The organism is Streptomyces sp. NPDC026672 (assembly GCF_040638185.1).
Classification (GTDB): Bacteria; Actinomycetota; Actinomycetes; order Streptomycetales; family Streptomycetaceae; genus Streptomyces.
This window is the reverse complement of record NZ_JBEZXS010000006.1, coordinates 190,429-213,115: the sequence shown is the minus strand read 5'-3', so window position 1 is coordinate 213,115 and position 22,687 is coordinate 190,429. Positions and strand designations below refer to the sequence as shown.

17 protein-coding genes and 1 pseudogene are annotated in these 22,687 nt (G+C 71.0%); 6 read left to right on the top strand and 12 right to left on the bottom strand.

Going from position 1 to position 22,687, the window contains the following annotated elements; genetic code table 11:
* Positions 1 to 10: 10 nt before the first annotated feature.
* Together AB0F77_RS09400 and AB0F77_RS09395 are read right to left on the bottom strand one after the other, a co-directional pair.
* Positions 11 to 754, bottom strand: a complete 744-nt coding sequence (locus tag AB0F77_RS09400; RefSeq protein ID WP_361944003.1) for a response regulator transcription factor — start codon at positions 752 to 754, stop codon at positions 11 to 13.
* Entirely contained in the window at positions 751 to 2,040 is a 1,290-nt protein-coding gene (locus AB0F77_RS09395) for a PspC domain-containing protein (protein WP_361944000.1), read from the bottom strand. Before AB0F77_RS09395 ends, AB0F77_RS09400 begins: the two co-directional genes overlap by 4 nt.
* A 178-nt stretch (positions 2,041 to 2,218) precedes the next feature.
* Between AB0F77_RS09395 and AB0F77_RS09390 the strand changes: the two genes are divergently transcribed.
* Together AB0F77_RS09390 and AB0F77_RS09385 are read left to right on the top strand one after the other, a co-directional pair.
* A complete protein-coding gene (locus tag AB0F77_RS09390) occupies positions 2,219 to 3,664 on the top strand; it encodes a PspC domain-containing protein (protein ID WP_361943997.1) in 1,446 nt (481 codons plus the stop codon).
* Positions 3,651 to 3,896: a hypothetical protein gene (locus tag AB0F77_RS09385; protein ID WP_361943994.1), complete on the top strand. Its 246-nt coding sequence runs from the start codon at positions 3,651 to 3,653 to the stop codon at positions 3,894 to 3,896. Before AB0F77_RS09390 ends, AB0F77_RS09385 begins: the two co-directional genes overlap by 14 nt.
* Before the next feature lie 21 nt (positions 3,897 to 3,917).
* On the opposite strand, the gene AB0F77_RS09380 is transcribed toward AB0F77_RS09385, so the two are convergent.
* From AB0F77_RS09380 to AB0F77_RS09370, 3 genes are all read right to left on the bottom strand, one after another.
* Entirely contained in the window at positions 3,918 to 4,451 is a 534-nt protein-coding gene (locus tag AB0F77_RS09380; protein ID WP_361943991.1) for a DoxX family protein, read from the bottom strand.
* 179 nt (positions 4,452 to 4,630) lie between these two features.
* The gene (locus tag AB0F77_RS09375; protein WP_361943988.1) at positions 4,631 to 5,908 is read right to left on the bottom strand and encodes a hypothetical protein; all 1,278 of its coding nucleotides are present in this window, start codon (positions 5,906 to 5,908) and stop codon (positions 4,631 to 4,633) included.
* A 210-nt stretch (positions 5,909 to 6,118) separates the two neighbouring features.
* The gene (locus AB0F77_RS09370) at positions 6,119 to 6,913 is read right to left on the bottom strand and encodes a class II aldolase/adducin family protein (RefSeq protein WP_361943985.1); all 795 of its coding nucleotides are present in this window, start codon (positions 6,911 to 6,913) and stop codon (positions 6,119 to 6,121) included.
* Positions 6,914 to 7,053: 140 nt separating this feature from the next.
* Here AB0F77_RS09370 and AB0F77_RS09365 point away from each other — a divergent pair, with 140 nt between their 5' ends.
* Positions 7,054 to 7,533, top strand: a complete 480-nt coding sequence (locus AB0F77_RS09365; RefSeq protein WP_361943982.1) for a pyridoxamine 5'-phosphate oxidase family protein — start codon at positions 7,054 to 7,056, stop codon at positions 7,531 to 7,533.
* A gap of 29 nt (positions 7,534 to 7,562) precedes the next feature.
* Here AB0F77_RS09365 and guaA read toward each other — a convergent pair whose 3' ends face one another.
* Positions 7,563 to 9,143 carry a glutamine-hydrolyzing GMP synthase gene (gene guaA / locus AB0F77_RS09360; RefSeq protein WP_361943979.1) on the bottom strand — a complete coding sequence of 527 codons (1,581 nt, stop codon included), beginning with the start codon at positions 9,141 to 9,143 and terminating at the stop codon, positions 7,563 to 7,565.
* Between the two features lie 296 nt (positions 9,144 to 9,439).
* Between guaA and AB0F77_RS09355 the strand changes: the two genes are divergently transcribed.
* Together AB0F77_RS09355 and AB0F77_RS09350 are read left to right on the top strand one after the other, a co-directional pair.
* On the top strand, positions 9,440 to 9,727 hold the full coding sequence (locus AB0F77_RS09355; protein WP_361943976.1) for a chorismate mutase: 288 nt from the start codon (positions 9,440 to 9,442) through the stop codon (positions 9,725 to 9,727).
* A gap of 735 nt (positions 9,728 to 10,462) precedes the next feature.
* Positions 10,463 to 11,452, top strand: a complete 990-nt coding sequence (locus AB0F77_RS09350; protein ID WP_361943973.1) for an LPXTG cell wall anchor domain-containing protein — start codon at positions 10,463 to 10,465, stop codon at positions 11,450 to 11,452.
* 107 nt (positions 11,453 to 11,559) lie between these two features.
* Here the strand turns inward: AB0F77_RS09350 and AB0F77_RS09345 are convergent, their stop codons facing one another.
* The 5 genes from AB0F77_RS09345 to AB0F77_RS09325 all read right to left on the bottom strand — a co-directional run bounded on the left by AB0F77_RS09345 (position 11,560) and on the right by AB0F77_RS09325 (position 18,932).
* Positions 11,560 to 13,341: a GMC family oxidoreductase gene (locus tag AB0F77_RS09345; RefSeq protein WP_361943970.1), complete on the bottom strand. Its 1,782-nt coding sequence runs from the start codon at positions 13,339 to 13,341 to the stop codon at positions 11,560 to 11,562.
* 98 nt (positions 13,342 to 13,439) lie between these two features.
* Positions 13,440 to 15,068, bottom strand: coding sequence for a succinic semialdehyde dehydrogenase (locus AB0F77_RS09340; RefSeq protein ID WP_361943967.1), 1,629 nt, complete (start codon positions 15,066 to 15,068; stop codon positions 13,440 to 13,442).
* 121 nt (positions 15,069 to 15,189) lie between these two features.
* Positions 15,190 to 16,023 (bottom strand): serine/threonine-protein kinase, encoded by an 834-nt coding sequence (locus AB0F77_RS09335; protein WP_361943964.1) that lies wholly within the window; start codon positions 16,021 to 16,023, stop codon positions 15,190 to 15,192.
* Positions 16,024 to 16,147: 124 nt separating this feature from the next.
* Positions 16,148 to 17,707, bottom strand: coding sequence for a serine/threonine-protein kinase (locus AB0F77_RS09330; RefSeq protein ID WP_361943961.1), 1,560 nt, complete (start codon positions 17,705 to 17,707; stop codon positions 16,148 to 16,150).
* Between the two features lie 892 nt (positions 17,708 to 18,599).
* Positions 18,600 to 18,932, bottom strand: coding sequence for an SH3 domain-containing protein (locus AB0F77_RS09325; RefSeq protein ID WP_361943958.1), 333 nt, complete (start codon positions 18,930 to 18,932; stop codon positions 18,600 to 18,602).
* Positions 18,933 to 19,416: 484 nt separating this feature from the next.
* Between AB0F77_RS09325 and AB0F77_RS09320 the strand changes: the two are divergent.
* Positions 19,417 to 19,668 (top strand): annotated as a pseudogene (locus AB0F77_RS09320) (transposase); the annotation flags it as partial.
* 1,213 nt (positions 19,669 to 20,881) lie between these two features.
* Here the strand turns inward: AB0F77_RS09320 and AB0F77_RS09315 are convergent.
* Positions 20,882 to 22,546, bottom strand: a complete 1,665-nt coding sequence (locus tag AB0F77_RS09315; protein ID WP_361943955.1) for a serine/threonine-protein kinase — start codon at positions 22,544 to 22,546, stop codon at positions 20,882 to 20,884.
* Between the last annotated feature and the right edge of the window lie 141 nt (positions 22,547 to 22,687).

The following is a 22,687-nucleotide window of genomic DNA, read 5'->3' as shown; positions in this document are numbered from 1 at the left end:
TGTCGGACGGTCACACCAGGCGGCGTGCCGTTGCCCAGCGGGTCAGTTCGTGGCGGTTGGAGAGCTGGAGCTTGCGCAGCACCGCCGAGACATGGGACTCGACCGTCTTGACGGAGATGAACAGTTGCTTGGCGATCTCCTTGTACGCGTAGCCGCGGGCGATGAGGCGCAGCACCTCGCGCTCGCGCTGGGTGAGGCGGTCGAGGTCCTCGTCGACGGGCGGGGCGTCGGTGGAGGCGAAGGCGTCCAGGACGAACCCGGCGAGGCGCGGGGAGAAGACGGCGTCGCCCTCCTGGACCCGGAAGACCGAGGCGACCAGGTCGGTGCCGGTGATCGTCTTGGTGACGTAGCCCCGGGCGCCGCCGCGGATCACACCGATCACGTCCTCCGCCGCGTCCGACACGGACAGCGCGAGGAAACGCACGGGCCGCTCGGCGTCGGCCATCAACGCGGCGCAGCGGCGCAGCACTTCGACCCCGCCGCCGCCCGGGAGGTGGACGTCGAGCAGGACCACCTCGGGACGGGTCGTGGTGATCACCGTGACCGCCTGGTCGACGTCGGCGGCCTCGCCGACGACCTCGACCCCGGTCTCCTCGGTCCGGCCGATCTCGGCCTGGACGCCCGTACGGAACATGCGGTGGTCGTCGACGAGGACGACCCGCACCCGACGGCCGCCCGCCTCGCCGCCGGACCGGGCGGACTCGGCCCCCGCCGCCGCTCCCGTCGTGCCGTTCCCCTCGGTCGCGTCGCTCATGACGTGTCCTCCGCCCTCTCCATCTCCAGCTCGACCTCCGTGCCGCCGTCGGGCACGGCCCGCAGCCGCGCCGTGCCCCCGTTGCGCTCCATGCGGCCGATGATCGATTCTCTGACTCCCATGCGGTCGGCGGGTATCGAGTCGAGGTCGAAGCCCGGACCGCGGTCGCGGACGGACACGAAGACCGTCCTTCCCTCGACCTCGGCGTAGACCTGCACGGCGCCGCCCTCGCCACCGTACTTGGCGGCGTTCACCATCGCCTCGCGCGCGGCCTGCATCTGCGCGCCGGTCCGGTCGTCGAGGGGGCAGTCACCGACCACGACGACCTCGATGGGCACCCCGTGCTTGTCCTCCACCTCGGCCGCGTTGCGCCGCACGGCCTCGGCGAGCGTGGCCGGTTCGTCCTCCTCGTCCTTGCCGGTGCCCTCCGGTTTGTACAGCCAGGTGCGCAGGTCGCGCTCCTGGGCGCGGGCGAGCCTGCGGACCTCGCCCGCGTTCTCCGCGTTGCGCTGGATCAGGGTGAGGGTGTGCAGCACGGAGTCGTGGACGTGGGCGGCGACCTCGGCCCGCTCCTGGGCGCGGATGCGCATGAGCCGTTCCTCGGACAGGTCCTGCGTCATCCGCACGAGGTAGGGGCCGGCGAGGAGCGTTATGCCGACCAGGACGGCCAGGGCGGCCTGGAGGACGGAGCCGAGGTGGGCGGCGGAGCCCTGGAGGACGACGATGCCGGAGACGCCCGCGGTGACGAGGAGCACGCCGACGACCGCGCGCAGCAGCGTGAGCGTACGGCGTCGGCCGCCGACCTCGACCCAGCGCGCCCGGCGGGCGTTGTCCGCCTGGCGCCAGACGAGGGCGACGCCCGCGGCGACGAGGACGGCAGGCAGCAGATAGGCCTTGACGCCCGTGCCGAGCTTGATGCTGCTCACGAACACCAGGGAGACGACGACCATGAGGAGCAGCGCGACGATCTGGCCCCGGTCGGGCTTGCGGGCCACGAGTCTGCGGCGGCCGTCGGGCGAGGTCTCGGTGGTCACGAGGGAGGGCGGGCGCTGGTCGCCGACGCCGCCGAGGCCGAGCGGCACGAAGAACCAGAACGCCGCGTACAGCAGGGCGCCGAGGCCGTTGGCCATGAACAGGCCGACGAAGACGAGCCGCACCCAGATGACGGGCAGCCCGAGATGCCCGGCGAGGCCCCGCGCCACTCCTCCGAGCCAGCGGCCGTCGCTGCTGCGGTAGAGCTTGCGCGGCGGCCGCGGGTCGTCGAGGGGCGCTGCGGCTTCCGGCATGCCAACGATGGTCACACGACGGGGAGTGGGGAGCATCAGGGTCGGCCCCCGAGACTCCCCTGATCTTCCGCGGACGGGCCGTCGAACGCCTCCCGGGCCACGTCTCGGGGCCGATATCAGGGTTCGGCCAGGGTCATCCCGACTGCCGTCGCGGCGCCGCGGCCGTCACCATGGACGCATGACCGATCACGAGCACGCCGCGACGGGTCCGGGACCCGGCACCGGCCCGCGCCCCGCCGAGGGCGCCGGGCCGGCGGATGCCGCGTCCGCCGCGGCGTCCCTGGCGGACGCGGCGGACACGGCGTCCGAGCAGGGGGAAGGGGAAGCGGCGGCCGGCGAGGACGGCGCGGCCGGTTCCCCGGCGCGGCTGCGCCGCGACCGCCGACACCGGATGGTGGCGGGCGTGTGCGCCGGGCTCGGGCGGCACACGGACATGGACCCCGTGATCTTCCGTATCACCCTCGCGGTGCTGGCCGCGACGGGCGGCATCGGCCTCATCTTCTACGGGTTCGCGTGGCTGTTCCTGCCGACCGAGGACGACGAGGAGAACGAGGTCCGCAAGCTGCTGACCGGCCGGGTCGACGGACAGGCGCTGGCCGCCGTGCTGTTCGCGCTGGTCGGCTGCGGCGTGTTCCTGACGATGCTGCGCAACGGCGGGCTGCTGATGTTCGCCGTCGTCCTGTCCCTGCTGCTCGCGGGCGCGGGGTACTGGTCGCGGCGGCGGGACACGCCCGGCCCCGACCCGCTGGCGGCGCAGGCGGCCGCCGACGCCCCGCCGGAGGCCCAGGCGCCGCCGCCCACGCTGTATCCGTCGTGGTGGCGCGACCCCATCGTCAAGGACGGGACGCACGTCGGCGGCACCGGTTATCTGTGGGGCCCCGGCGACTCCCGCGACCGGGACGTGGCGGCGGCCGTCAACATCGGTCTGGGCCGCGTCCGGCACGGCCGGGAGAGCCGGACCGCGCCGCGCGGGGCACCTCCGCGGCCTCGCGGGCCCCGCTGGATCGGCGGCTGGGTGTTCCTGCTGGCCCTGCTGGCGGGCGGCCTGGGCACCCGGCTCACCTGGGACGGCCATCCGCTGGGCACCAGCCTCCAGGCCGGTCTCGCCTGTGCGCTGGCGGTGTTCGGGCTCGGACTGGCGGTCAGCGCCTGCCTGGGGCGTACGGGGGGCGGCTCGGTGTTCCTGGCGATCGTCACGGCGGCGCTGCTCGCCGGGGCGGCGGCACTGCCCAAGGACGTCACCACACACTGGAACAACACGTCCTGGCGGCCGGCGGCGGTCGCGGACGTACGGCCCGCCTACCAGCTGGGGACGGGCGTCGGCACCCTGGACCTGACGGGGGTCAGGACCGGCAAGGGGCAGACGGTGACGACACGGGCCCAGGTCGGGGCGGGCCGGCTGAAGCTGGTGGTGCCGCGGGACGCGACGGTCCGGCTGACCATCGAGGTGGGTGTCGGGGACATACGGTTGCCCGGCGACGACCGGAAGGACGTGGACGTGCAGCCGGGCAGGCATCAGGACGTGACGCTTCCGGCACGGGCCGGCACCGGGGGCGGCGGCACGTTCGACATCAGCGTCGAGGTCGGGGTCGGACAGGCGGAGGTGAGCCGTGCTGCGTCATGAGTTCCAGCCGGGGAAGCTGGTCGCGGGCCTCTTCCTCATGGCGACGGGCGGGATCTACGCGGGGGACGCGGCGGGGCTGTGGGACACACCCTGGTTCGCGGTGGTCCCGCTGGTGGTCGGCGGTCTGTGCCTCGCCGGTACGGCGGCGGCCCTGACCCGGGCCGTCCGCAGACGACGCGGGCCCGGCCGTACGAGGACGGCCGAGCCCGTGGGAACCGACGGAGGGAGCTGACGGGCAGTCCCTCCGGGGACGTTATGCGAAGCCTCCCGAGCGTTGCCGTCGCCTCGCCCGCAGAAGGGAGTCCAGGGAGAGGTAGGGCGCGCCGGCGAGGACGAGCGGCAGCCAGGCCATCAGATAGGCGAGGTCGTTGCCATAGTAGTAGGGGTCGGACGCCCAGCTCACCGTCAGCCACAGGCTGAGGGAGATCAGCGCGCCGCCGAGGGCGGCGATACGGGAGAGGAGTCCGAACAGGGTGCCGAGGCCCACGGCGAGTTCGCCGAACGCCATGGCGTAGCCGAAGCCGACGGGGTTCTTGAGGGCCATGTCGACCAGGGCGGGGATCGCCGCGGAGTCGCGGACGGCGCGCATGGTGTCGCCCACGGATCCGGCGCCGCCCGACTTCAGGAACGCGCTGTCGGTCAATTTGTCCAAGCCGGCGTAGATGAACGTGACGCCGAGGAAGATACGAAGCGGCAGCAGGGCGTAGTGGCCGGCGGAGTCCCGCCAGTCACGGCGTCCGCCGTCCAGGTAGGGGGTGTGTGTATCCGTACGAATGCCGTGAGTCATCGTTCCTAGCCACCTCTCGCCGCCGAGACCCCATCAACTGACCATACGCACGAGAACGGAATTCGGATCAATTCTCCCGCGGAGAATTTTCCGGACGCATTCGGCCGGGGTCCGGATGTGGGGCGGCCGTCCGGGTTGTCTCGTCCGGGTCCTCGGACGGGGTCGGTCGTGGAGTGCGGTCAGTCGGTGATCTCCACGACGCAGCGGTTGGTGGTGACGCCGGCCGCGGTCACCACCTGGACCTCCACGGAACCGGGCTCGACGTCGACGGGGACGGGGACCTTGAGGACCGTGTCGGTGGGGTTGCTGAAGCCTCCGGTGACCGGGACCAGGGGGACGTGGACGTTGACCGGGCCGATGCGGACGACCATGAGGGAGAGCCGGTCGGCGGTGTCGGCGCCGGGCGGGACGAAGCCGGAGCCGCGGATCTCGATGTCGTCGCCGGTGCGGATCGGGCCGTCCAGGTCGCCCGCCTCGCGGGCGCGGACGACGGAGAGGACGACGGGCCGGCCGCCCTCGGCGTACTTGCCGGCCAGGTAGGTCGCGGCCGAGATGAGGACCAGGACGGCGAGTCCCCAGGGCAGGTCGGGGAGCTGGTCGGGGCGGCGGGCGAGCCGGACGGCGGCGAAGACGAGGGCGACGGCGCCGATCACGACGTACTGGATGTCGGCGAAGGTGCCGCGGCCGGAGTCGTCGGTGAGGAGGTCGGCCGCCCGGGGCCGGTGCGCGGGCAGCTTCTGGAGCCGCTGTCCGAGGACCCGCATCCCCACCACGCGGCGCACGATCACGGCGATCCCGCAGACCACGGCGAGGACGGTCACCACGCCGGCGCCGCGGACGAGTTCGAGCCCGGAGATCAGGGCGTCCCGTTCGGCGGGGTCGGAGGCGGCGGCGAGCCGTCCGGCCAGGACCAGCACGGCGTAGGAGACGAACAGCACCCAGGCCGCGGCGACGGTCCGGGAGGTGGACATCCGGTTGTCCTCGCCGATGACCGGCGCCAGCGCCCCGCCGCGCGACCGATGGAACCACGAGGCGGCGGTCAGCGCCCCGGCCACGACGACCGCGGCCAGCAGTCCGGCCGTGCGCGCGCTGGTCCAGCCCGCGCCGATCGCGGTCAGCGCCTGCACCAGCAGCAGGAGGACGAGGACCGCCCACAGGACGGACACCGTGCGCAGCCACAGCCGGGACAGCCAGGCCCCGCCCTCGGTGCGACCGCGTTCGGCGACGACCTGGGCGGACTGGGTCAGCTCCTCGGAGATCCACTGCCGGGAGGCGGAGGCCGAGTGGGCCACCGCCGCGGGCAGTCCTTGCCCGGCCGCGAACTCCTCGCGTTTGAGGAGGAACTCGGCCACCGCCCGGCGGTGTCCCGCACGGGCCCCGTGCGGGCAGTCCCCGCAGGTGCAGCCGCCCCCGTGGGCAGCGGTCTCCGCGCCCTGCCTCGCTTCCTGCACCGCCACGCCCGACGCCCGCCTTCCGCGCACCACGGCGCGACCGGTGGCCCCGGGTGGGGCTCCGGTGGGACGCCGTACAACTCCCCTGTGACGAGAGCGAATTGTGCCCTACGGCACCCGGCACCCGTTCGGCAGGTACGGTCACCAGGGGTGAATCCCGGTGCGCCGTGTTGACGCGGCAGCCGCAATCCGCGTCCTGGTGCCCCTGTTGGGGCACTAGCTCAGCAGGTCCGGTTCGCTGCGGCTGATGTCCTGCCACAGGGGCTGGTAGTTGATCCAGGCCACGAGGTCGCCGCCGAGCTGTTCGCGGGTGGCCGTGGCCGGACGGTGGTCGATGAGGACCGGGCGGCCCGCGGCCTTGGCGGTGAGCTGGACCTGGCAGGACTTCTCCATCGACAGGAACCACCAGGCGGCGGCGTCGACCGAGTTGCCGACGGTCAGCAGCCCGTGGTTGCGCAGCACGAGCGCCTTGTGGCTGCCGAGGGCGGTGGCGATCCGGCGGCCCTCCTCGGCGTCCACGGCGACGCCGGTGTACGCGTCGTACAGGGCGTGGTCCTCGTAGAAGGCGCAGCTCTCCTGGCTGATGGGGTCGAGCAGTTCACCGAGCGCGGACAGGGCGCGGCCGTACACGGAGTGGCAGTGGGCGACGGCGACGACGTCGGGGCGGGCGGTGTGCACCTGGACGTGCACGGTGAACGCGGCCTGGTTGACGTGGTAGCTGCCCTCGATCACCTGTCCGTCCCGGTTGGCCAGGACAAGATCGCTGACGGTGACGTGCCGGAACGGCATTCCGAAGGGATTGACCCAGAAGCAGTCGGAGAATTCGGGGTCGCGCGCGGTGATGTGTCCCGACACCCCGTCCTCGAATCCCGACCGGCCGAAGATCCGGAGTGCGCCCGCGAGCCGTTCCTTCCGGTGCCGGCGTTCGTCCTCGACCGATTCGTGCATCGGCGGCATCGCGAACCGGAGCTGGTCGGTCGGCAGCGGCAGGGGCGGGGTGGGCCCGTGCATTGGTCCTCCTGCACTGGTTTTGCTGTACGGGGCGGAAGTTACCGTCGGTCAGCACGAGAGAACAGAGTTGTTATCCAAAGAAGACCCGTGCGACCGATACCCGACAGAAGATGTCGGGTATTGCAGGAACACTCGCCGGTATGAACCAGACGGCCCGCTGGGCGGATTTCCGTGCCGCCGCACCCGAATTCGCGCGGACGGCGGAAAAGCGCTTCACCGCCTTCCGCCACCACGTCCTCGCCACCCTCCGCGCGGACGGCTCACCGCGCACCTCCGGCCTGGAGGTGCGCTTCCTGGACGGCGAGCTGTGGCTCGGCATGATGCAGGACTCGCTCAAGGCCCTCGACCTGCGCCGCGACCCGCGCTTCGCGCTCCAGGCCAATCCGGGGCCGGGCACGGACATGGACGGCGGGGACGTACGGGTCGCCGGGCGCGCGGTCGAGGTCACCGACCCGGCGCTGAAGGGGGCGTACATGCGGGAGGTGGAACCGCCGGAGCCGTTCCACCTCTTCCGCACCGAACTGACGGAGGTCGTGCGGACCTTCGTCGAGGACGAGACGTACCTCGTCACCGTGGTCTGGAGGCCCGGAGCGCCGGTGCGCACGCTCAGGCGGACCTGAACCTCACCGGGGACCGGCCCCGGGGAGGCTCACTCCCACTCGATGGTGCCCGGCGGCTTGCTGGTGACGTCGAGGACAACACGGTTGACGTCGCGGACCTCGTTGGTGATGCGGGTCGAGATCCGGCCGAGGACGTCGTACGGCAGCCGGGACCAGTCGGCGGTCATGGCGTCCTCGGAGGAGACCGGGCGCAGCACGATCGGGTGGCCGTAGGTGCGGCCGTCGCCCTGGACGCCGACGGAGCGGACGTCCGCGAGCAGGACCACCGGGCACTGCCAGATGTCGCGGTCGAGGCCGGCCGCGGTCAGCTCCTCGCGGGCGATGGCGTCGGCCTCGCGCAGCAGGTCCAGGCGCTCCTTGGTGACCTCGCCGACGATGCGGATGCCGAGGCCGGGGCCCGGAAAGGGCTGGCGCTGGACGATCTCCTCGGGCAGGCCCAGTTCCTGGCCGACCATCCGGACCTCGTCCTTGAACAGCTTGCGCAGCGGCTCGATCAGCTGGAACTCGAGGTCCTCGGGGAGGCCGCCGACGTTGTGGTGGGACTTGATGTTCGCCGTGCCGGTGCCGCCGCCGGACTCGACGACGTCCGGGTAGAGCGTGCCCTGGACCAGGAACTCCACCGCGGGGCCCGCGTCGGCGATGATCTCGGCCTGGGCCTGCTCGAAGACGCGGATGAACTCCCGGCCGATGATCTTCCGCTTCTCCTCGGGGTCGCTGACCCCCTTGAGCGCGGTGAGGAAGCGCTCCTCGGCGTCGACGACCTTCAGCTGCACGCCGGTGGCGGCCACGAAGTCCTTCTCGACCTGCTCGGTCTCGCCCTTGCGCATCAGGCCGTGGTCGACGTACACGCAGGTCAGCTGGGAGCCGATGGCCTTCTGGACGAGGGCGGCGGCGACGGCGGAGTCCACGCCGCCGGAGAGCCCGCAGATGGCCCGCCGGTCGCCGACCTGCTCGCGGATCGCGGCGACCTGCTCCTCGATCACGTTGCCGGTGGTCCAGTCGGGGCTGAGGCCGGCGCCGCGGTACAGGAAGTGCTCCAGGACCTGCTGGCCGTGCGTGGAGTGCATGACCTCGGGGTGGTACTGGACGCCGTAGAGCTTCTTGTCGTCGTTCTCGAAGGCGGCGACCGGGACGACGTCCGTGGAGGCCGTGACGGAGAAGCCCTCGGGGGCGCCGGAGCAGGCGTCGCCGTGGGACATCCACACGGCCTGCTCGGCGGGGGTGCCCTCGAAGAGGGTGGAGGAGGTGCGCGAGACGTGCAGGCCGGTGCGGCCGTACTCACGGGCGCCGGTGTTGTCGACGGTGCCGCCGAGGGCCTGCGCCATCAGCTGGAAGCCGTAGCACATGCCGAACACGGGGACACCGGCCTCGAACAGGGCGCTCTCGACGGTGGGGGCGCCCTCCTCGTACACGGACGAGGGGCCGCCGGAGAGGATGATGGCCGCCGGGTTCTTGGCGAGCATCTCGCTGACCGGCATGGTGCTCGGCACGATCTCGCTGTAGACCCGGGCCTCGCGGACGCGGCGGGCGATGAGCTGGGCGTACTGCGCGCCGAAGTCGACGACCAGGACGGTGTCGGGTGCGGCGGCGGCAGGAGTCGCTGATGACACGGGGTGCCTTCCGGCGGTCGGGCGGGGGGTCTGTGGTCATCGATTCTAACGGGGACGGGCGCCGGGGCCTCCCCGCGCGGGCTCCGTGGCATACTGGCCCCATGCTTTCGCACCCGACCTTCGTCTTTACCTATGGCAACCGGCCCACCGGCTGCCATGGTCGTGCTGCTTGAGCAACTGACAAGCGACTTCCCAGGCGCCCCGGGCCGACAAGGTCCGGGGCGCCTGGCATTTCCGGACCGTGTCGCTCCGGGGTTCCGGGTCCACCGGCGAGAACCCGACGAGGAGCCCCCGACATGAGCACCGCAGCGACCGACAGGACCGGCGCCCGCACCAGCGAGGCCGCCGAGACGATCACCGACGCCCGGGAGCGCGTCGACGCGCTCGACGACCGGATCATCGGTCTCGTACAGGAGCGGATGGCCGTCTCCGCCGTGATCCAGGAGGCGCGGATCGCCTCCGGCGGGCGGCGGGTGAACCTCTCCCGCGAGATGGAGATCCTCGACCACTACAGGGAGGCGCTGGGCAGGCCCGGCACCGCCCTCGCGATGACGCTCCTCGAACTGTGCCGGGGTCGCATCTGAGTTCGGGCGCGCTCTCACTCGTACGGCGCGTGACCGCCCCGCGGGCGGCTTCGTTGGTCCCGTTGTCCGTGCCAGCCAGGGGCGGGCCCGAAAGAACCACGCGTGGCTCGCTCTGGAGCGTCGAGACGTGCGGATCGTGCCGTACGTCGTGGGACCTCGCTCCAGGGAAGTGACCGGACGGCAGGGGACAGCAGCCCGGTCATCCAAGAGAACCGGCCGGCTCCGGGGACGCCCGGGGCCGTCCGGCGGAAACTGTAGGAATCCCCAACTGCTGGACCGGACGGTTGCGGAGGCCGTCCCCGTCCAGCACGATGCGAAGCACATCCCCACACCCGAGTCCCCGGGTCGACAACCGAATCGTGGTGCACCCCCCGACCGCCAGAGGTCGAGACCATCGATACGTCCCGTGCGCACCGGGACGCCGACCCAGGCACGACGGGCAGGGGCACACGGACAAGCGGCGCAACCCCCCGGCGCCGCTCCCAGGCACCGGCGCTGCCCTGACGCCGGTGCTGACGGAGAAGGGCCCCGCGGTTCGTCCGCGGGGCCCTTCACGTGTGCCCAAAGATGTGACGCGGCACACATAAGAATTCCGTGAAGAAGAGCACAACCATCGGCGGGCCTCGTGGATCAAACCCCCCGTACCAAGGGCCATACCCGCGCCCCACACGCGACGGCCTCCCACAACGCCCCGTGCCGCTCACCCGCGGCATGCCGGACTTTCGAGGTCTCTTCATGAAGCTTCGCCGCGCCATGGTCGCCGCCGCCGCGACGGCCGCCATAGCCCCGCTCGCCCTGCTCGCGGCGCCCGCCGCCTACGCCGACCCCGACCCGGCCTCCTCGGCGCCGAGCGCCAGTGTCTCCGAGTCGGCCCCGCAGAGCACCGAACCCACCGACACCGCGTCGGCCCCGCAGAGCACCGAGCCGAGCGCGTCCGCCAGCACGTCCGCCTCCGCGAGCGAGTCGGCACCCGCGCCGAGCGCCTCCGCCAGCGAGTCCGCCCCGGCCGCGTCCCCGTCGACCTCCGCTCCCACCGAGTCCGAGTCCCCCGACCCGGAGCCGTCGGCGTGCGAGGACTCCAAGGTGGACGTCAGCATCACCGGTCTGCCCGGCAAGATCGCCGCGGGCAGCGGCTGGCACAAGTTCTCGCTGAACGTGCTGAACAAGTCCGACTCCACGCTCAACGACCTCGACTTCTTCGCGGGGGCCTCCCCCGACAAGGACGGCGAGGAGCTGTTCCGGAGCAAGCAGGTCCAGCTCCAGGCGTGGGACCCGGACGGCAAGTCCTGGGTGAACCTGGACGAGGGCGGCTTCGCGGTCGGTTACGTCGGCTACACCGACGTGCTGAAGCCCGACTACGAGGTCGACGTCCCGATGCGGGTGAACGTGCAGTCGTCCGCCCCGGTCGGCTCCGGCTTCACGCTCGGCGCGACGATCTACGGCGACACCGACGGTCAGTGCACCGGCTTCGGCGACGTCTCCTACAAGTTCCAGATCGTGTCCGCCGGCACCGACACCAACGGCACCAAGCCGCAGGAAGGCGGCAAGGCCCCGGTGACCGACACCAAGCCGGCCGCGGACACCCCCGAGGTCGAGGGCACCCTGGCCTCGACCGGTTCCAGCTCCGCCCTGCCGACCATCGGCCTCGTCGGCGGTGTCGCCGTCGTCGCCGGTGCGGGTGCCGTGTTCGTCGCGCGGCGCCGCAAGGCGGGCGCCGAGGCGTAAGCGCCTCGCACCACGGCCCGGCACGGCCGGGAAGGACCCGCGCTCGGAGGGGGGCGCGGGTCCTTCCTTTGTGTCATCGCCGCTTTCCTGTCATCCTCGCTTCTTCGTCATCCCCGCTTCGGCGGGACCACCGGGACGTCCAGGAGCGGCAGGCGCAGCGCGGCGAAGGCGTCCGCGGGGACCGCCGGGGAGCGGGGCTCGACGGGTGCCAGACGGGTGTAGGCGGCGCCCTGCGGCGGGCGCGGGTCCGGCTCGCCCTCGTTGGGCCAGTGGGCCATCGCCCGCTCGGCCTGCGCGGTGATCGTCAGGGACGGGTTGACGCCCAGGTTCGCCGAGACCGCGGCGCCGTCCACCACCGAGATGCCGGGGTGGCCGTAGAGGCGGTGGTACGGGTCGATCACTCCCGTCTCGCGCGAGGCGCCGATGGGGCAGCCGCCGAGGAAGTGCGCGGTGAGCGGGGTGCCCATCAGCTCGCCGACGTTGCTGCCGGCGAAGCCGTTGATCTCCTCGGCGAGCGCGGTCGCCGCCCGCGTGGCGGCCCTGATCTGCTTGGGGTTGGGCGCACCGTGCCCCTGGCGGGCGGTGAGCAGGCCCCGGCCGACGCCGTCCGGTTTCAGGTACGTCGTCAGGGAGTTGTCCAGCGACTGCATGACCAGGCCGATGATGGTCCGCTCCGACCAGCGGCGGTTGGACAGCGAGCGCAGGACCAGCAGCGGGTGCCGGGCCGCGTGGGCCAGCCAGCCCAGGACGCGGGAGGAGCCCTCGGCGTACGGGACCTGGAGGATGGACAGCCCGCCCATCGAGTTGGAGCCCCTGCCGTAGCGGACCGGTTCGATGTGGGTGTCCTCGTCGGGGTGGACGGAGGACGTGATCGCCACGCCCCGGGTGAAGTCGGCCCGGGGGACGCCATGGGCCCTGCGGTAGCGGCGGTCGTCGGTCTGTGCGCCCACCAGGGCCTCGGAGTTGGTACGGGTCAGCTCGCCCAACCGGTCGGACAGGTACGGCAGTTGGCCGCCCGCCTTCATACGGTGCAGCAGGGTCTGGGTGCCGTAGGTGCCGGCGGCCAGGACCACCCGCCGGGCGGTGAGGACACGGCCCTCGCCCTTCTTCCTGTTGTCCGTGGGCAGGGTCGCCACCGCGTAGCCGCCGCGCGAGTCGTCGGTGACGGACACGACCGTGGTCATCGGGTGGACGGTCGCGCCCGCCTTCTCGGCGAGGTGGAGGTAGTTCTCGTCGAGGGTGTTCTTGGCACCGTGCCGGCAGCCGGTCATGCACTCGCCGCACTCGGTGCAGGCGGTGCGGGAGGGCCCGGCACCGCCGAAGTAGGGGTCGGCCGCCCGCTCGCCCGGCGCGGCCCTGGTACCGCCGTCGGCGTCCTCACCGTCGCCGAAGAACACCCCGACCGGTGCCATGTGGAAGGTGTCGCCGACGCCCATCCGCGCCGCAGCCGCCTTCAGGTGCACGTCGGAGGGGGTCATGGTCGGGTTGAGCCGCACGCCGAGCATCCGCCGGGCCTGATCGTAGTACGGCCTCAACTCGTCCTGCCAGTCGGTGATGTCCTTCCACTGCGGGTCCTCGAAGAACGCCGCGGGCGGGACGTAGAGCGTGTTGGCGTAGTTGAGCGAGCCGCCGCCGACGCCCGCGCCGGCCAGCACCATGACGTTGCCCAGCAGATGGATGCGCTGGATGCCGTACATGCCGAGCCGGGGTGCCCAGAGGTAGTTCCTCAGGTCCCAGGAGTTCTTGGGGAGCGTGTCGCGGGTGAAGCGGCGGCCGGCTTCGAGCACGCCGACGCGGTAGCCCTTCTCGGTGAGGCGCAGGGCGGTGACGGAGCCGCCGAAGCCCGATCCGACGACGATGACGTCGTAGTCGTAGGCGTCCTTGGGCACGTGCGTTCTCCCCTTCGGATGCGGCGCGGACGGAGGTGACGGCGCGGGTGGACGTGACGGCCCGGGTGGGCGTGACGGCGCGGGCGGCGCACCCCGGCCTAGCGGAAGCGGAACGCCTTCAGCGCGCGCAGGGCACGGCTGAGGACGGCCGCATACTGCGCGTCGTCCATGCCCAGGGCCGGGGCCATGGGGAGGAGGCGCTGGTGGGCGATGGTCTGCGGCTCGGTGTACTTGAGGATGCCCTCGGAGCCGTGGCGGCGGCCGAGGCCGGAGTCCTTCATGCCGCCCATGGGGGACTGGACGCTGCCGTAGGCGGGCGCGTAGCCCTCGTTGATGTTGACGGTGCCGGTGCGCAGCCGGGCGGCGATGTCCCGGGCGCGGCGGGTGTTCCTGGTCCAGATCGCCGAGTTGAGGCCGTAGGGCGTGGAGTTGGCGCGTTCGACGGCCTCGTCGTCGGTGGCGAAGCGGTAGACGGAGACGACCGGGCCGAAGGTCTCCTCGCCGCACACGGCCATCGGGGCCTCGACGCCTTCGAGGACGGTGGGTTCGAAGAAGTAGGGGCCGATGTCGGGCCGGGCGACGCCGCCGGCGACCAGGGTGGCGCCCTTGGCGACGGCCTCGTCGACGTGCCGTCCGACGGTCTCCAGCTGCCGTTCGCCGGCGAGGGAGCCCATGTCGGCGCCGTACGCGAGGGAGTTGCCCAGCCGCATGGCCCGGGTACGGGCGGCGAAGCGCTCCAGGAAGGCGTCGGCGACGGACTCGTGGACGTAGAGCCGCTCGATGGAGACGCAGAGCTGACCGGCGGAGGAGAAGCAGGCGCGGACGGCGCCGGCGGCGGCCTTGTCGACGTCGGCGTCCTCCAGGACCAGCATGGCGTTCTTGCCGCCGAGTTCGAGGGAGACGCCGACCAGCCGGGCGGCGGCGGCCCCGGCGACCTCGCGGCCGGTGCGGGTGGAGCCGGTGAAGGAGACGTAGTCGGCGTGCCTGACCACCTCGGGGCCGACGACCGGGCCCTCGCCGATGACGACCTGGAAGACACCGGCGGGCAGTCCGGCCTCGATGAGCAGGTCGCGGGCCCACAGCGCGGTCAGGCAGGTCTCGGTGTCGGGCTTCATCACGACGGCGTTGCCCGCGACGAAGGCGGGCAGGGCGTCGCCGACGGCGAGTTCGAGGGGGTAGTTCCAGGGCACGATCTGGCCGACGACACCGCGCGGGTGGCGCAGTTCGGTGACCTTGGTCAGGGTCGGCATGGCGCCGGTGTGCCGCTTGGGGGCGAGGTAGGCGGCGGCCTTGCGGCCGTAGTGGCGGGCGACGACGGCGACGCCCTGCACCTCCTCGTGGGCGTGCAGGCGGGCCTTGCCGGTCTCCAGCTGGATGAGGTCGAGGACCTCGGCCTGCCGTGCCAGGACCAGGTCGTGGAAGCGGAGCAGGACGGCCGCGCGCTGCCGTACGGGCACCTTGGCCCACACGGCCTGGGCGGCCCGTGCCGCGCCGAACGCCCGCTCGACGTCCTCGGGGGTGGACTCGGGCAGGTCGGCCAGCTTCTCGCCGGTGAACGGGGTGTGGTTGGCGGTGCGGCCGGAGCCGGCGACGCCCTTGGTGAGCTGTGCGACCAGTTCCGGCGTGACCACGTCGGCGGCGGTGCGGACGCCCTCCGGGGCGGGGGCGAGGGGGTTGGTGCCGGTCGGGTGCGTACCGGTCTTCTCCGGGGCCTGCGAGTCCGTCATGAGCCGCAGGGTATGCCGGGGCGGAAACTTTGGGTACCCGTCGGTAACGCGGATTCACCGAGTGCTCACATGCCGCCAGTGATCACTGGCGGCGAACACCCTGATCAGGGGTTGGGCGGGGTCAGAGGGGGACGGCGGCGGGCGCGAGGGGCTCCCGCTCCGGACCGGCGATCGTGGTGAGCACGGCGGCGACCTCCTCCGGGCCCGGCCGCTGGGACGGCTCCGGCAGCAGCAGCCGGTCCAGGAGCGGGCCGAGGGGGCCGGTGTCCTCGGGCGCCACCGGCGGCCGGCCCTCGACCGCCGCGCGCAGCAGCGCGCCGAGGGACCACAGGTCGGCGGCGGGGCCCGCGCCGCGCTCCACCAGCCGCTCGGGCGCCATGAAGTCGAGGTCGTCGCCCGGCGCGCCGCCCCCGGCGCCGGGCTCGCCCGGGTCGCCGTGCGGGCCCTCGCCCTGGGGGTGGCCGATGCCGAAGTCGGTGAGGACGACCCGGCCCGTGCCGGACTCCACGAGCACGTTGGCGGGCTTGAGGTCGCGGTGCACGATGCCCACGGCGTGCGCGGCGCGCAGGGCGCCGAGGACGGCGAGCCCCACGCGGGCGGCCTCGGAGGCGGGCAGGGGCCCCTGCGCCAGGGTGGTGTGCAGGGACTCGCCGCGCACCAACTCCATGACGATCCAGGGGAGTCCGCCCTCCACGAGGACGTCGTGGATGGCGACGGCGGCCGGGTCGTCGACGCGCGCGGCGGCCCGGGCCTCGCGGTAGAGGCGGTTGGCGGCCCGCAGCCGGTCCTCGTCGGCCGGATCGCCGGGCAGCAGGGGTTCCTTGACGGCCACGTGCCGTCCGCCGGTCTCGTCGAACGCCCGCCACACGGTGCTCGTGGGCCCGCTGCCTATGCGTTCGATCAGCCGGTAGCGCCCGCCGAGCAGACGTCCCCCGGGCGCGTCGGTTTCGCTCATGCCCCATCAGTACCGTGCGCACCGCGCTCTTGTCGACGCGCCCCGGTCAGACCGCCGCCGCCAACTCCCTTGGGCCGGGCATCCGTTCAGCCGCCCACGGTGATCGCCTCACTCACCGGTCGCCTCACCCACCTGGCTCGCCGAGGAACGTGTCGACCGCCACGTCGAAGTACTCCCGCGCCTCGCGCACCTTCCCGACCGGCGCCGACACCCACACGTCGTACAGCCGCCCGTCCTCCTCCCAGCACAGGTCGTACGTGTGCCGGGCGCCCTCGGCCGCGCTGAAGCCGTTCCAGGTGAACTCCCAGAGCGCGGCGGGCCGTCCGGAACGCGTCGTGCGCGTGACCCGGCCGTCGTGGTAACCGGGGTTGGTGCGGGGCCCGTCGGCCGCCGAGCGGCGCAGCACCCCGAGCGGGCCGCCCGGCTGGGGAGCGCCCACCTTGACGCCGAGCCGGAAGGTCCTGCCCGACGAGACGTAGAAGATCCGCTCGCCCTGCGGCTCGCGGCGGAAGCCCTCGGGCACGGCGAGCGAGAAGCCGCCCGCGTCCCGGACGAGGCGGTAACCGGACGGCGCGGTACGGGTGTCGGTCGCGCGGGGCAGCGGGCCGGTGCCCGGTGTCGCCGGCCCGCTCGACGTGTGCGCGGGCGCCGGCTCGCCCGCCCCGCCGCCCCGGTGCACCAGCAGCGCGGCGGCCGACACGCCCGCCCCTGCCATGGCCGCCATGAGCAGCCCCGCGACCAGCACGCCCCGCGGGGAACGCCCGGAGCGCGCCACCACGGGCGCGGCGATCGGCACGTTCGGCCGGGTCGGCGAGTACGGCACGACGGGCCGCGCGGGGGCCGGCGCCGGCGGGGTGCGGCCCGTCTCACGGAACGCCCGCAGCATCCGCTCGGCCTCCCCCGCGTCCAGCCGCCGCTCCGGGTCCCGCTCCAGCAGCCCCCGTACGACGGGCAGCAGCGGCTCGGCCTGTTCGGGCGGGCGGATCTCGTCGGCGACGACGGCGTGCAGGATGCCGCCGAGCGAGTCGCGCCGGAACGGCGACACGCCGCTCAGCAGCGCGCACAGCAGCACGCCCAGCGACCACAGGTCGGACGCGGGTCCGCTGCGCGCGCCCGCCATCCGCTCCGGCGCCGTGTACTCGGGCGAGCCGACGAAGGAGCCGGTCTCGGTGAGCGTGGTGGCGCCGGGGACCTGCGCGATCCCGAAGTCGGTGAGGACGACCCGGTCGGTGCCGGACTCCACGAGGACGTTGGCCGGCTTGACGTCCCGGTGCAGGATGCCCGCCTCGTGCGCGGTGCGCAGGGCGCCGAGCAGGGCGATGCCGATGCGCGCGGCCTCGGCGGCACCGACCGGGCCGTGGGCGGCCATGCGGTCGGCGAGGGATTGGCCGTCGATCAACTCCATGACGATGTACGGGCGTTCGTCGTGCTCGACCACGTCGTGGACGACGATGACGTGCGGATGGCCGAGTCCGGCGACCGCGCGGGCCTCACGCAGCGTGCGGTCCCGGCGCAACCGGGCCTCGTCGTCGGACAGGGAGGGGTCCTGGGTGAGTTCCTTGACCGCGACACGCCGCCCGAGGAGTTGGTCGGTGGCCCGCCACACCACGCCCATCCCGCCGCGCCCGAGCCGCGCCTCCAGCCGGTAACGGCCCGCGATCACCCGGTTGCCCTCGGTCCCCATGGGGCCCATCATGCCGCAGCCGACATCCGTGCCCTCGAAATCTGATCGCTGCCAGAGGTTTCTCTTTCAATCCGGTAGTTCGTTAAATCCGGCTGCAGAGGTCAAGCCATGTTCGATGGCGACCTCGCCGATCGTGACCTGAAGCCCGGAACGCGGGCCCTTGTTCATCAAAGCTCGCCGCCACCGGTTGAAGGTGGTAACGGGGGTGAGTCAGGAACAGACGGGACCTCGGCCCAGCAAGCATGCTGGGCCTGGTGGGGTTCGGTTGATTCCCCTCCCCGGGCACCTTGTTCGGTCACGGGTGCGGGGCAGCGGCGTCCAGCCGTCCCGTGGTGCGAAGCACCGGACCCAACGGAAGAAGAGGGCGTAGCCGACCGGGGCCTGATGGCCACGGATGGCGTAGCCGACCGGTAAGTTTGGCGAGCGGGGCCCATGCTCCTTGCGCGACTTGAACGCCGCCCTGCAGCTCAAGCCCACACCCCTCCCGCAAGCCGCCAGAGCAGCTGCCAATCGGGATTCCGCGCGAAAGGACGGATCAGACCGATCGACGGTGAAGTGATGGATTGACAAGTAGACGCATGCGATGAGCAGTACATACGGCCGTCAGTCTACAACATGGCACGCCGCCGGTCATTGATCTGCGAGGCCCCCATGCGGGCCAAAACAGGAACAACCGCACCCACCATCGGCCCCGCACTCACTAAGCGAATACCCCCACCGCGTTATTTCACCCCTGCAACGCAGGCAGCTGGGTTCAACTCTCGCGGAACCCAGCTGCCGCACCAGGCCAAGGAAGGGGATTTCCAACCGAGCCGCGTACTCTTCCAACGATCCCGGCATGAGCAGACGTAGACTGCACACCGTCATGTCCAACCCCCGTAAACAGGGATGATCAACAGTGCACGAAACTGCCACCATCCGAGAGGAGATCGCCGCGGACCCAACCGTACTCGTTTGTGTTGTCGTCCCTCAGATAGGTCCAGATATAGCCTTCGAGTTCATTGAACACATAGCAGTGGTAATCCAGCCTGTGACCACTACTCGCCTTACCGAGGATGGCGCAGGCAACGCCCGGACCCGAACGCATATTCGCTCCGCCTGCCGTAGCGTTCCAGGCACTGCCGTCCTTGTCCGATTCACCAATCCCGCACTCAACGCCAGCAAACGCCAGCGACTTCGGCTTCTCCGGCGTCGCGTGCGCAGGTGCGGCCAACAGCGCCGGCATCGCTGCGGTAGCCGCAACAACCGACAACAACCTAAGAGCGACCCTCTTCACTTGCCCCCCTGAGACAGTGGCCTTCTCGCGGCCCCCGATCGAGACCAACCATGAACTCATCGGACCGCGTGGATTTACATCCATCAAAGAATGGCATACCCACACCATCTTACAAAACCCCATCGACAGCACAATCCCGCCATCTTCACTTCGAGAAAATCCCCCGCTGCACCCTCCGCAAAGCGGACGAATGCCCTCACCCGACAGATGGGCAGGGCGGACAAAAATGCACTTCCCGGAAAAAGAGCCCCGCACCGCAAGGTTCAAGACCATCCCTTCCCGCGTTCGCTCCGCAACAACCAACTAACCCAATGTGACGCCTTTTCGACCATTAGCTCGTTGGCCCGGTGGTGAGTGAGGGGGAGATTTCTGACGTCACGTGAGCGGTGATCGAAGCGTTGCCGCCACCCATGGGTAGGGCTCGCGGCGGTGGCGCGATCACCGCCAGGCGCTCAAGGGCATCATGTGCAAATTCCGCACCGGACTGTCCCGGAGAGGCATGCCTGAACGGCTCGCCCCGTGGCAGTCCATCCACGGACGATTCGCCCGCTGGGCAGACGATGGCACTTTCGGCCGCTTGCTGAACGCGGCCCGGACACGGGCGAAAGTGGACCGGGCTCACCGGCACGCAGTCGCCAAAGGGAGCTCGAAGAACGTGGCCTCACACGACCCCGCGGCGGGCTAACCAGCAGGATCCACCTGCACTCAGGCCGAGAGACCGTCATCAGGAAGATCCGCGTCCTGCTGCTCGGCCCGGTAAGCCCCCGGTCCCGGCCGGACCGCATAGTCGCGCACAAGGGCTACTCGGCCCACACTCTCCAGGCCCACCTCCGCCAACGAGAGGCCAAAGCCACGGTCCCCGAATACATGGGGCCCTTGCTGCAAGACCCAGGCGCGACCGGGGCGATGGCTTGAACCTGGATCAGCCGCTTGGACGTACCGTTGGAGATACCGACGCGATGGATCAGCCCGGCGTCGCACAGTTCGGCGGACGCTCCGAAGCGCTCGCTGATCGATTCGATCCGTCGGCTCGATGGCACGCGCAGGTCCACCACGTTCAGGTAATCACGGCCGAGTTGGCGGAGGTTCTCCTCGACCTGGCCTCGCAACTGCCCTGGATTGGCACACCATCACGCACTCAAGGGATCACGCCCGGCCAGACCTTGGTGGTGATGACCAGGCCCTCCGGGTACGGCGTGGTCGAAAGGCTCAGTACCCGTCAGGCCCATCGCGCAGAGCCCAATGTTGTTGACGGTCAGGTCACCGAGCTGTCAAGTTCCGGTGCCTGCCGTGGCGTCCGTCTGCGCGCTCATGGCATGGCTCCCCTCTTGCAGGCTGGAAACGAGGAACCAGTGGGTGGGTGCAGCAGGTTCAGGCGCTCAGCGAGGCGAGCGCCTCAAAACGGGCCCACCAGTGCCGGAACAAGACGCCGGGCATGAAAAAAGTCTCCCCGGCGGATCGGATTGTGTGCCACGAAGGCGCTCCTACTAGCCAGACATTCGTCACCGAAGGGCGCCTTGGCTATGCAATCGCCGACAGACAGCTGGTCGAGTCGAATCCGATCACGTGGCCATAGGAGCGAGGAGCTCGTCACGGATCGGGGCGAGAATACGTGACGAAACAGCAAGTGCGAATTTTCCCACGCTGCATGGACAAAAGGAATATTATGCCGCCCTCCACGGCCTGATGGCTACCATAAAACCACATCCGGTATCGACTCATCGCACCAACACTTAACCTCACGCGCCGTCAGAGGGTAGTAGCGGGACAACCCAAACGAGTATTCCTACTAATAGGCGGCACCTCACCTGGTCAAGACAGCTGCAGATACCGTGACGCGCCCCACGAGCTGCGGGCAGTGCACTCAGTAGAAGGGCGCCAACCAACGGCTGATCGGTTTACTGCGGCTGTTGCCAACCCTGAAGAATCGTCTTGAACTGCTCTCTCGCCTTCGCCCAGTCCTTCTCGGGCGACGAGATGTAGATGGCGTATTCGACGCCTTCCCTGGATATATACGTCTCCTCAAGGGCGCGGCGCGGCCCTGGAAAGTCCGTATCCCGGGGCTGCGCAGTCCATGTGTACTCCCAGACTGAACCGTCGCGGTCACGGTAAATGTTCTTCTCCAGGCGAATGCGATGGTATTCAAATAGCCGCATGCTGAGCTGCTCGTCCAGATCGATCTGGTGCGAGTAAGCATCACTGAAGTCCGGCGAAGCATCGATGGCGATACGGACAAAGTAGTTTCCACCGTCGGGTGTGTAGTCAACCTGTCTGAGATCACCGGGAACACCAACGACCTTCCGCGACCATCCCTTGGGCAGATAGATCTTGAAGCCCCATGGGTCTTCGTACCGTTTCCACGCAGCCGGAATTGTTCCATCGGAACGTGGCGTGGCGCTATCTCTCACCACGGGTGACGTGGTAGCCGAACTCGAATCCCCGTTCGTCCCAGTGCTCCGCTCCCAGCGATGCCACTCCTGAAAAGCCACTGCGACACTGCTGCCGAGCACTGCCGCCAGGGCAACTACAAGGACGAAGGAACGTAGTCGGTGCCTGGACCGTGTCTTCGGCGTGCCTCCCAAAGCGCCAGAGTACCCAGAAATCGCGGCTATCGCCTCGGGCGTAGCAATGCCTACGCCTTCCAGCGCCCCGGGCTCATGACCGGTAGAATCAGAACCGGGATTTATCCCCCCATCAGTGTTTGCACTTGAGTGCTGCGTCGGCACGTACGCCTGCGCGGCGTCGGGGCGCCGGCCCTCGGCGGCCTCGGCGAGCATGTGCTCGGCCTCCTCCGCGTCCGGGCGCCGCGCGGGGTCCTTGCGCAGCAGCGCGGTGATGACGGGCCCGAGCGCGTCGGCGTACTGCGGCTCGGGCGGCTCCTCCTCGACGACCGCCTGCATGGTGGTCAGCGGCGAGGTGCGCCGGAACGGCGAGCGGCCCTCGACGGCCGTGTAGAGCGTGGCGCCCAGCGCCCACAGGTCGGAGGAGGCGCCCGGGTCGTGGCCGCGCACCCGCTCGGGCGCGAGGTAGTCGACCGAGCCGACGACCTCGCCGGTGCGGGTGATGGTGGAGTCGCCCTCTATCTGGGCGATGCCGAAGTCGGTGAGCAGGACGCGCCCGTCCCGGCCGAGCAGGACGTTGCCCGGCTTGACGTCGCGGTGCAGGACGCCGGCGGTGTGGGCGGCGCGCAGCGCCTTCAGCACCCACAGTCCTATGCGCGCGGCCTCCCGCGGCTCGACCCGGCCCTGCTCCTTGACGGCGTCGGCCAGCGAGCTGCCCTCGACCAGCTCCATCACGATCCACGGCCGGCCGTCGTGTTCGAGGACGTCGTGCACGGTGACGACGGCCGAGTGGTTGATCCGGGCGGCGGCACGCGCCTCGGCCCGGGTGCGGGCCAGCAGGACGGCTTGGTCGCTCTCCGAGACGTAGAGCGCGGCGGTCAACTCCTTGACGGCGACCGACCGGTGGAGCACTTCGTCGTGGGCTCGCCACACCCGGCCCATGCCGCCGCTGCCGATGGAGTCGACGAGCCGGTAGCGGCCCGCGATGAGCAGGCCCTGCATCTGATTCACGTTGCCCCGCAATGGTCTTGACAGGGTCAGACTAAGGATCGGCCCGCCTTCAGGGAACCTGGGGGGTGACACGGAGACCGCACTGTGACGGTTTTCGCTTCTGCGAGTGTTCGGGAACCAATTCGCGAGGTG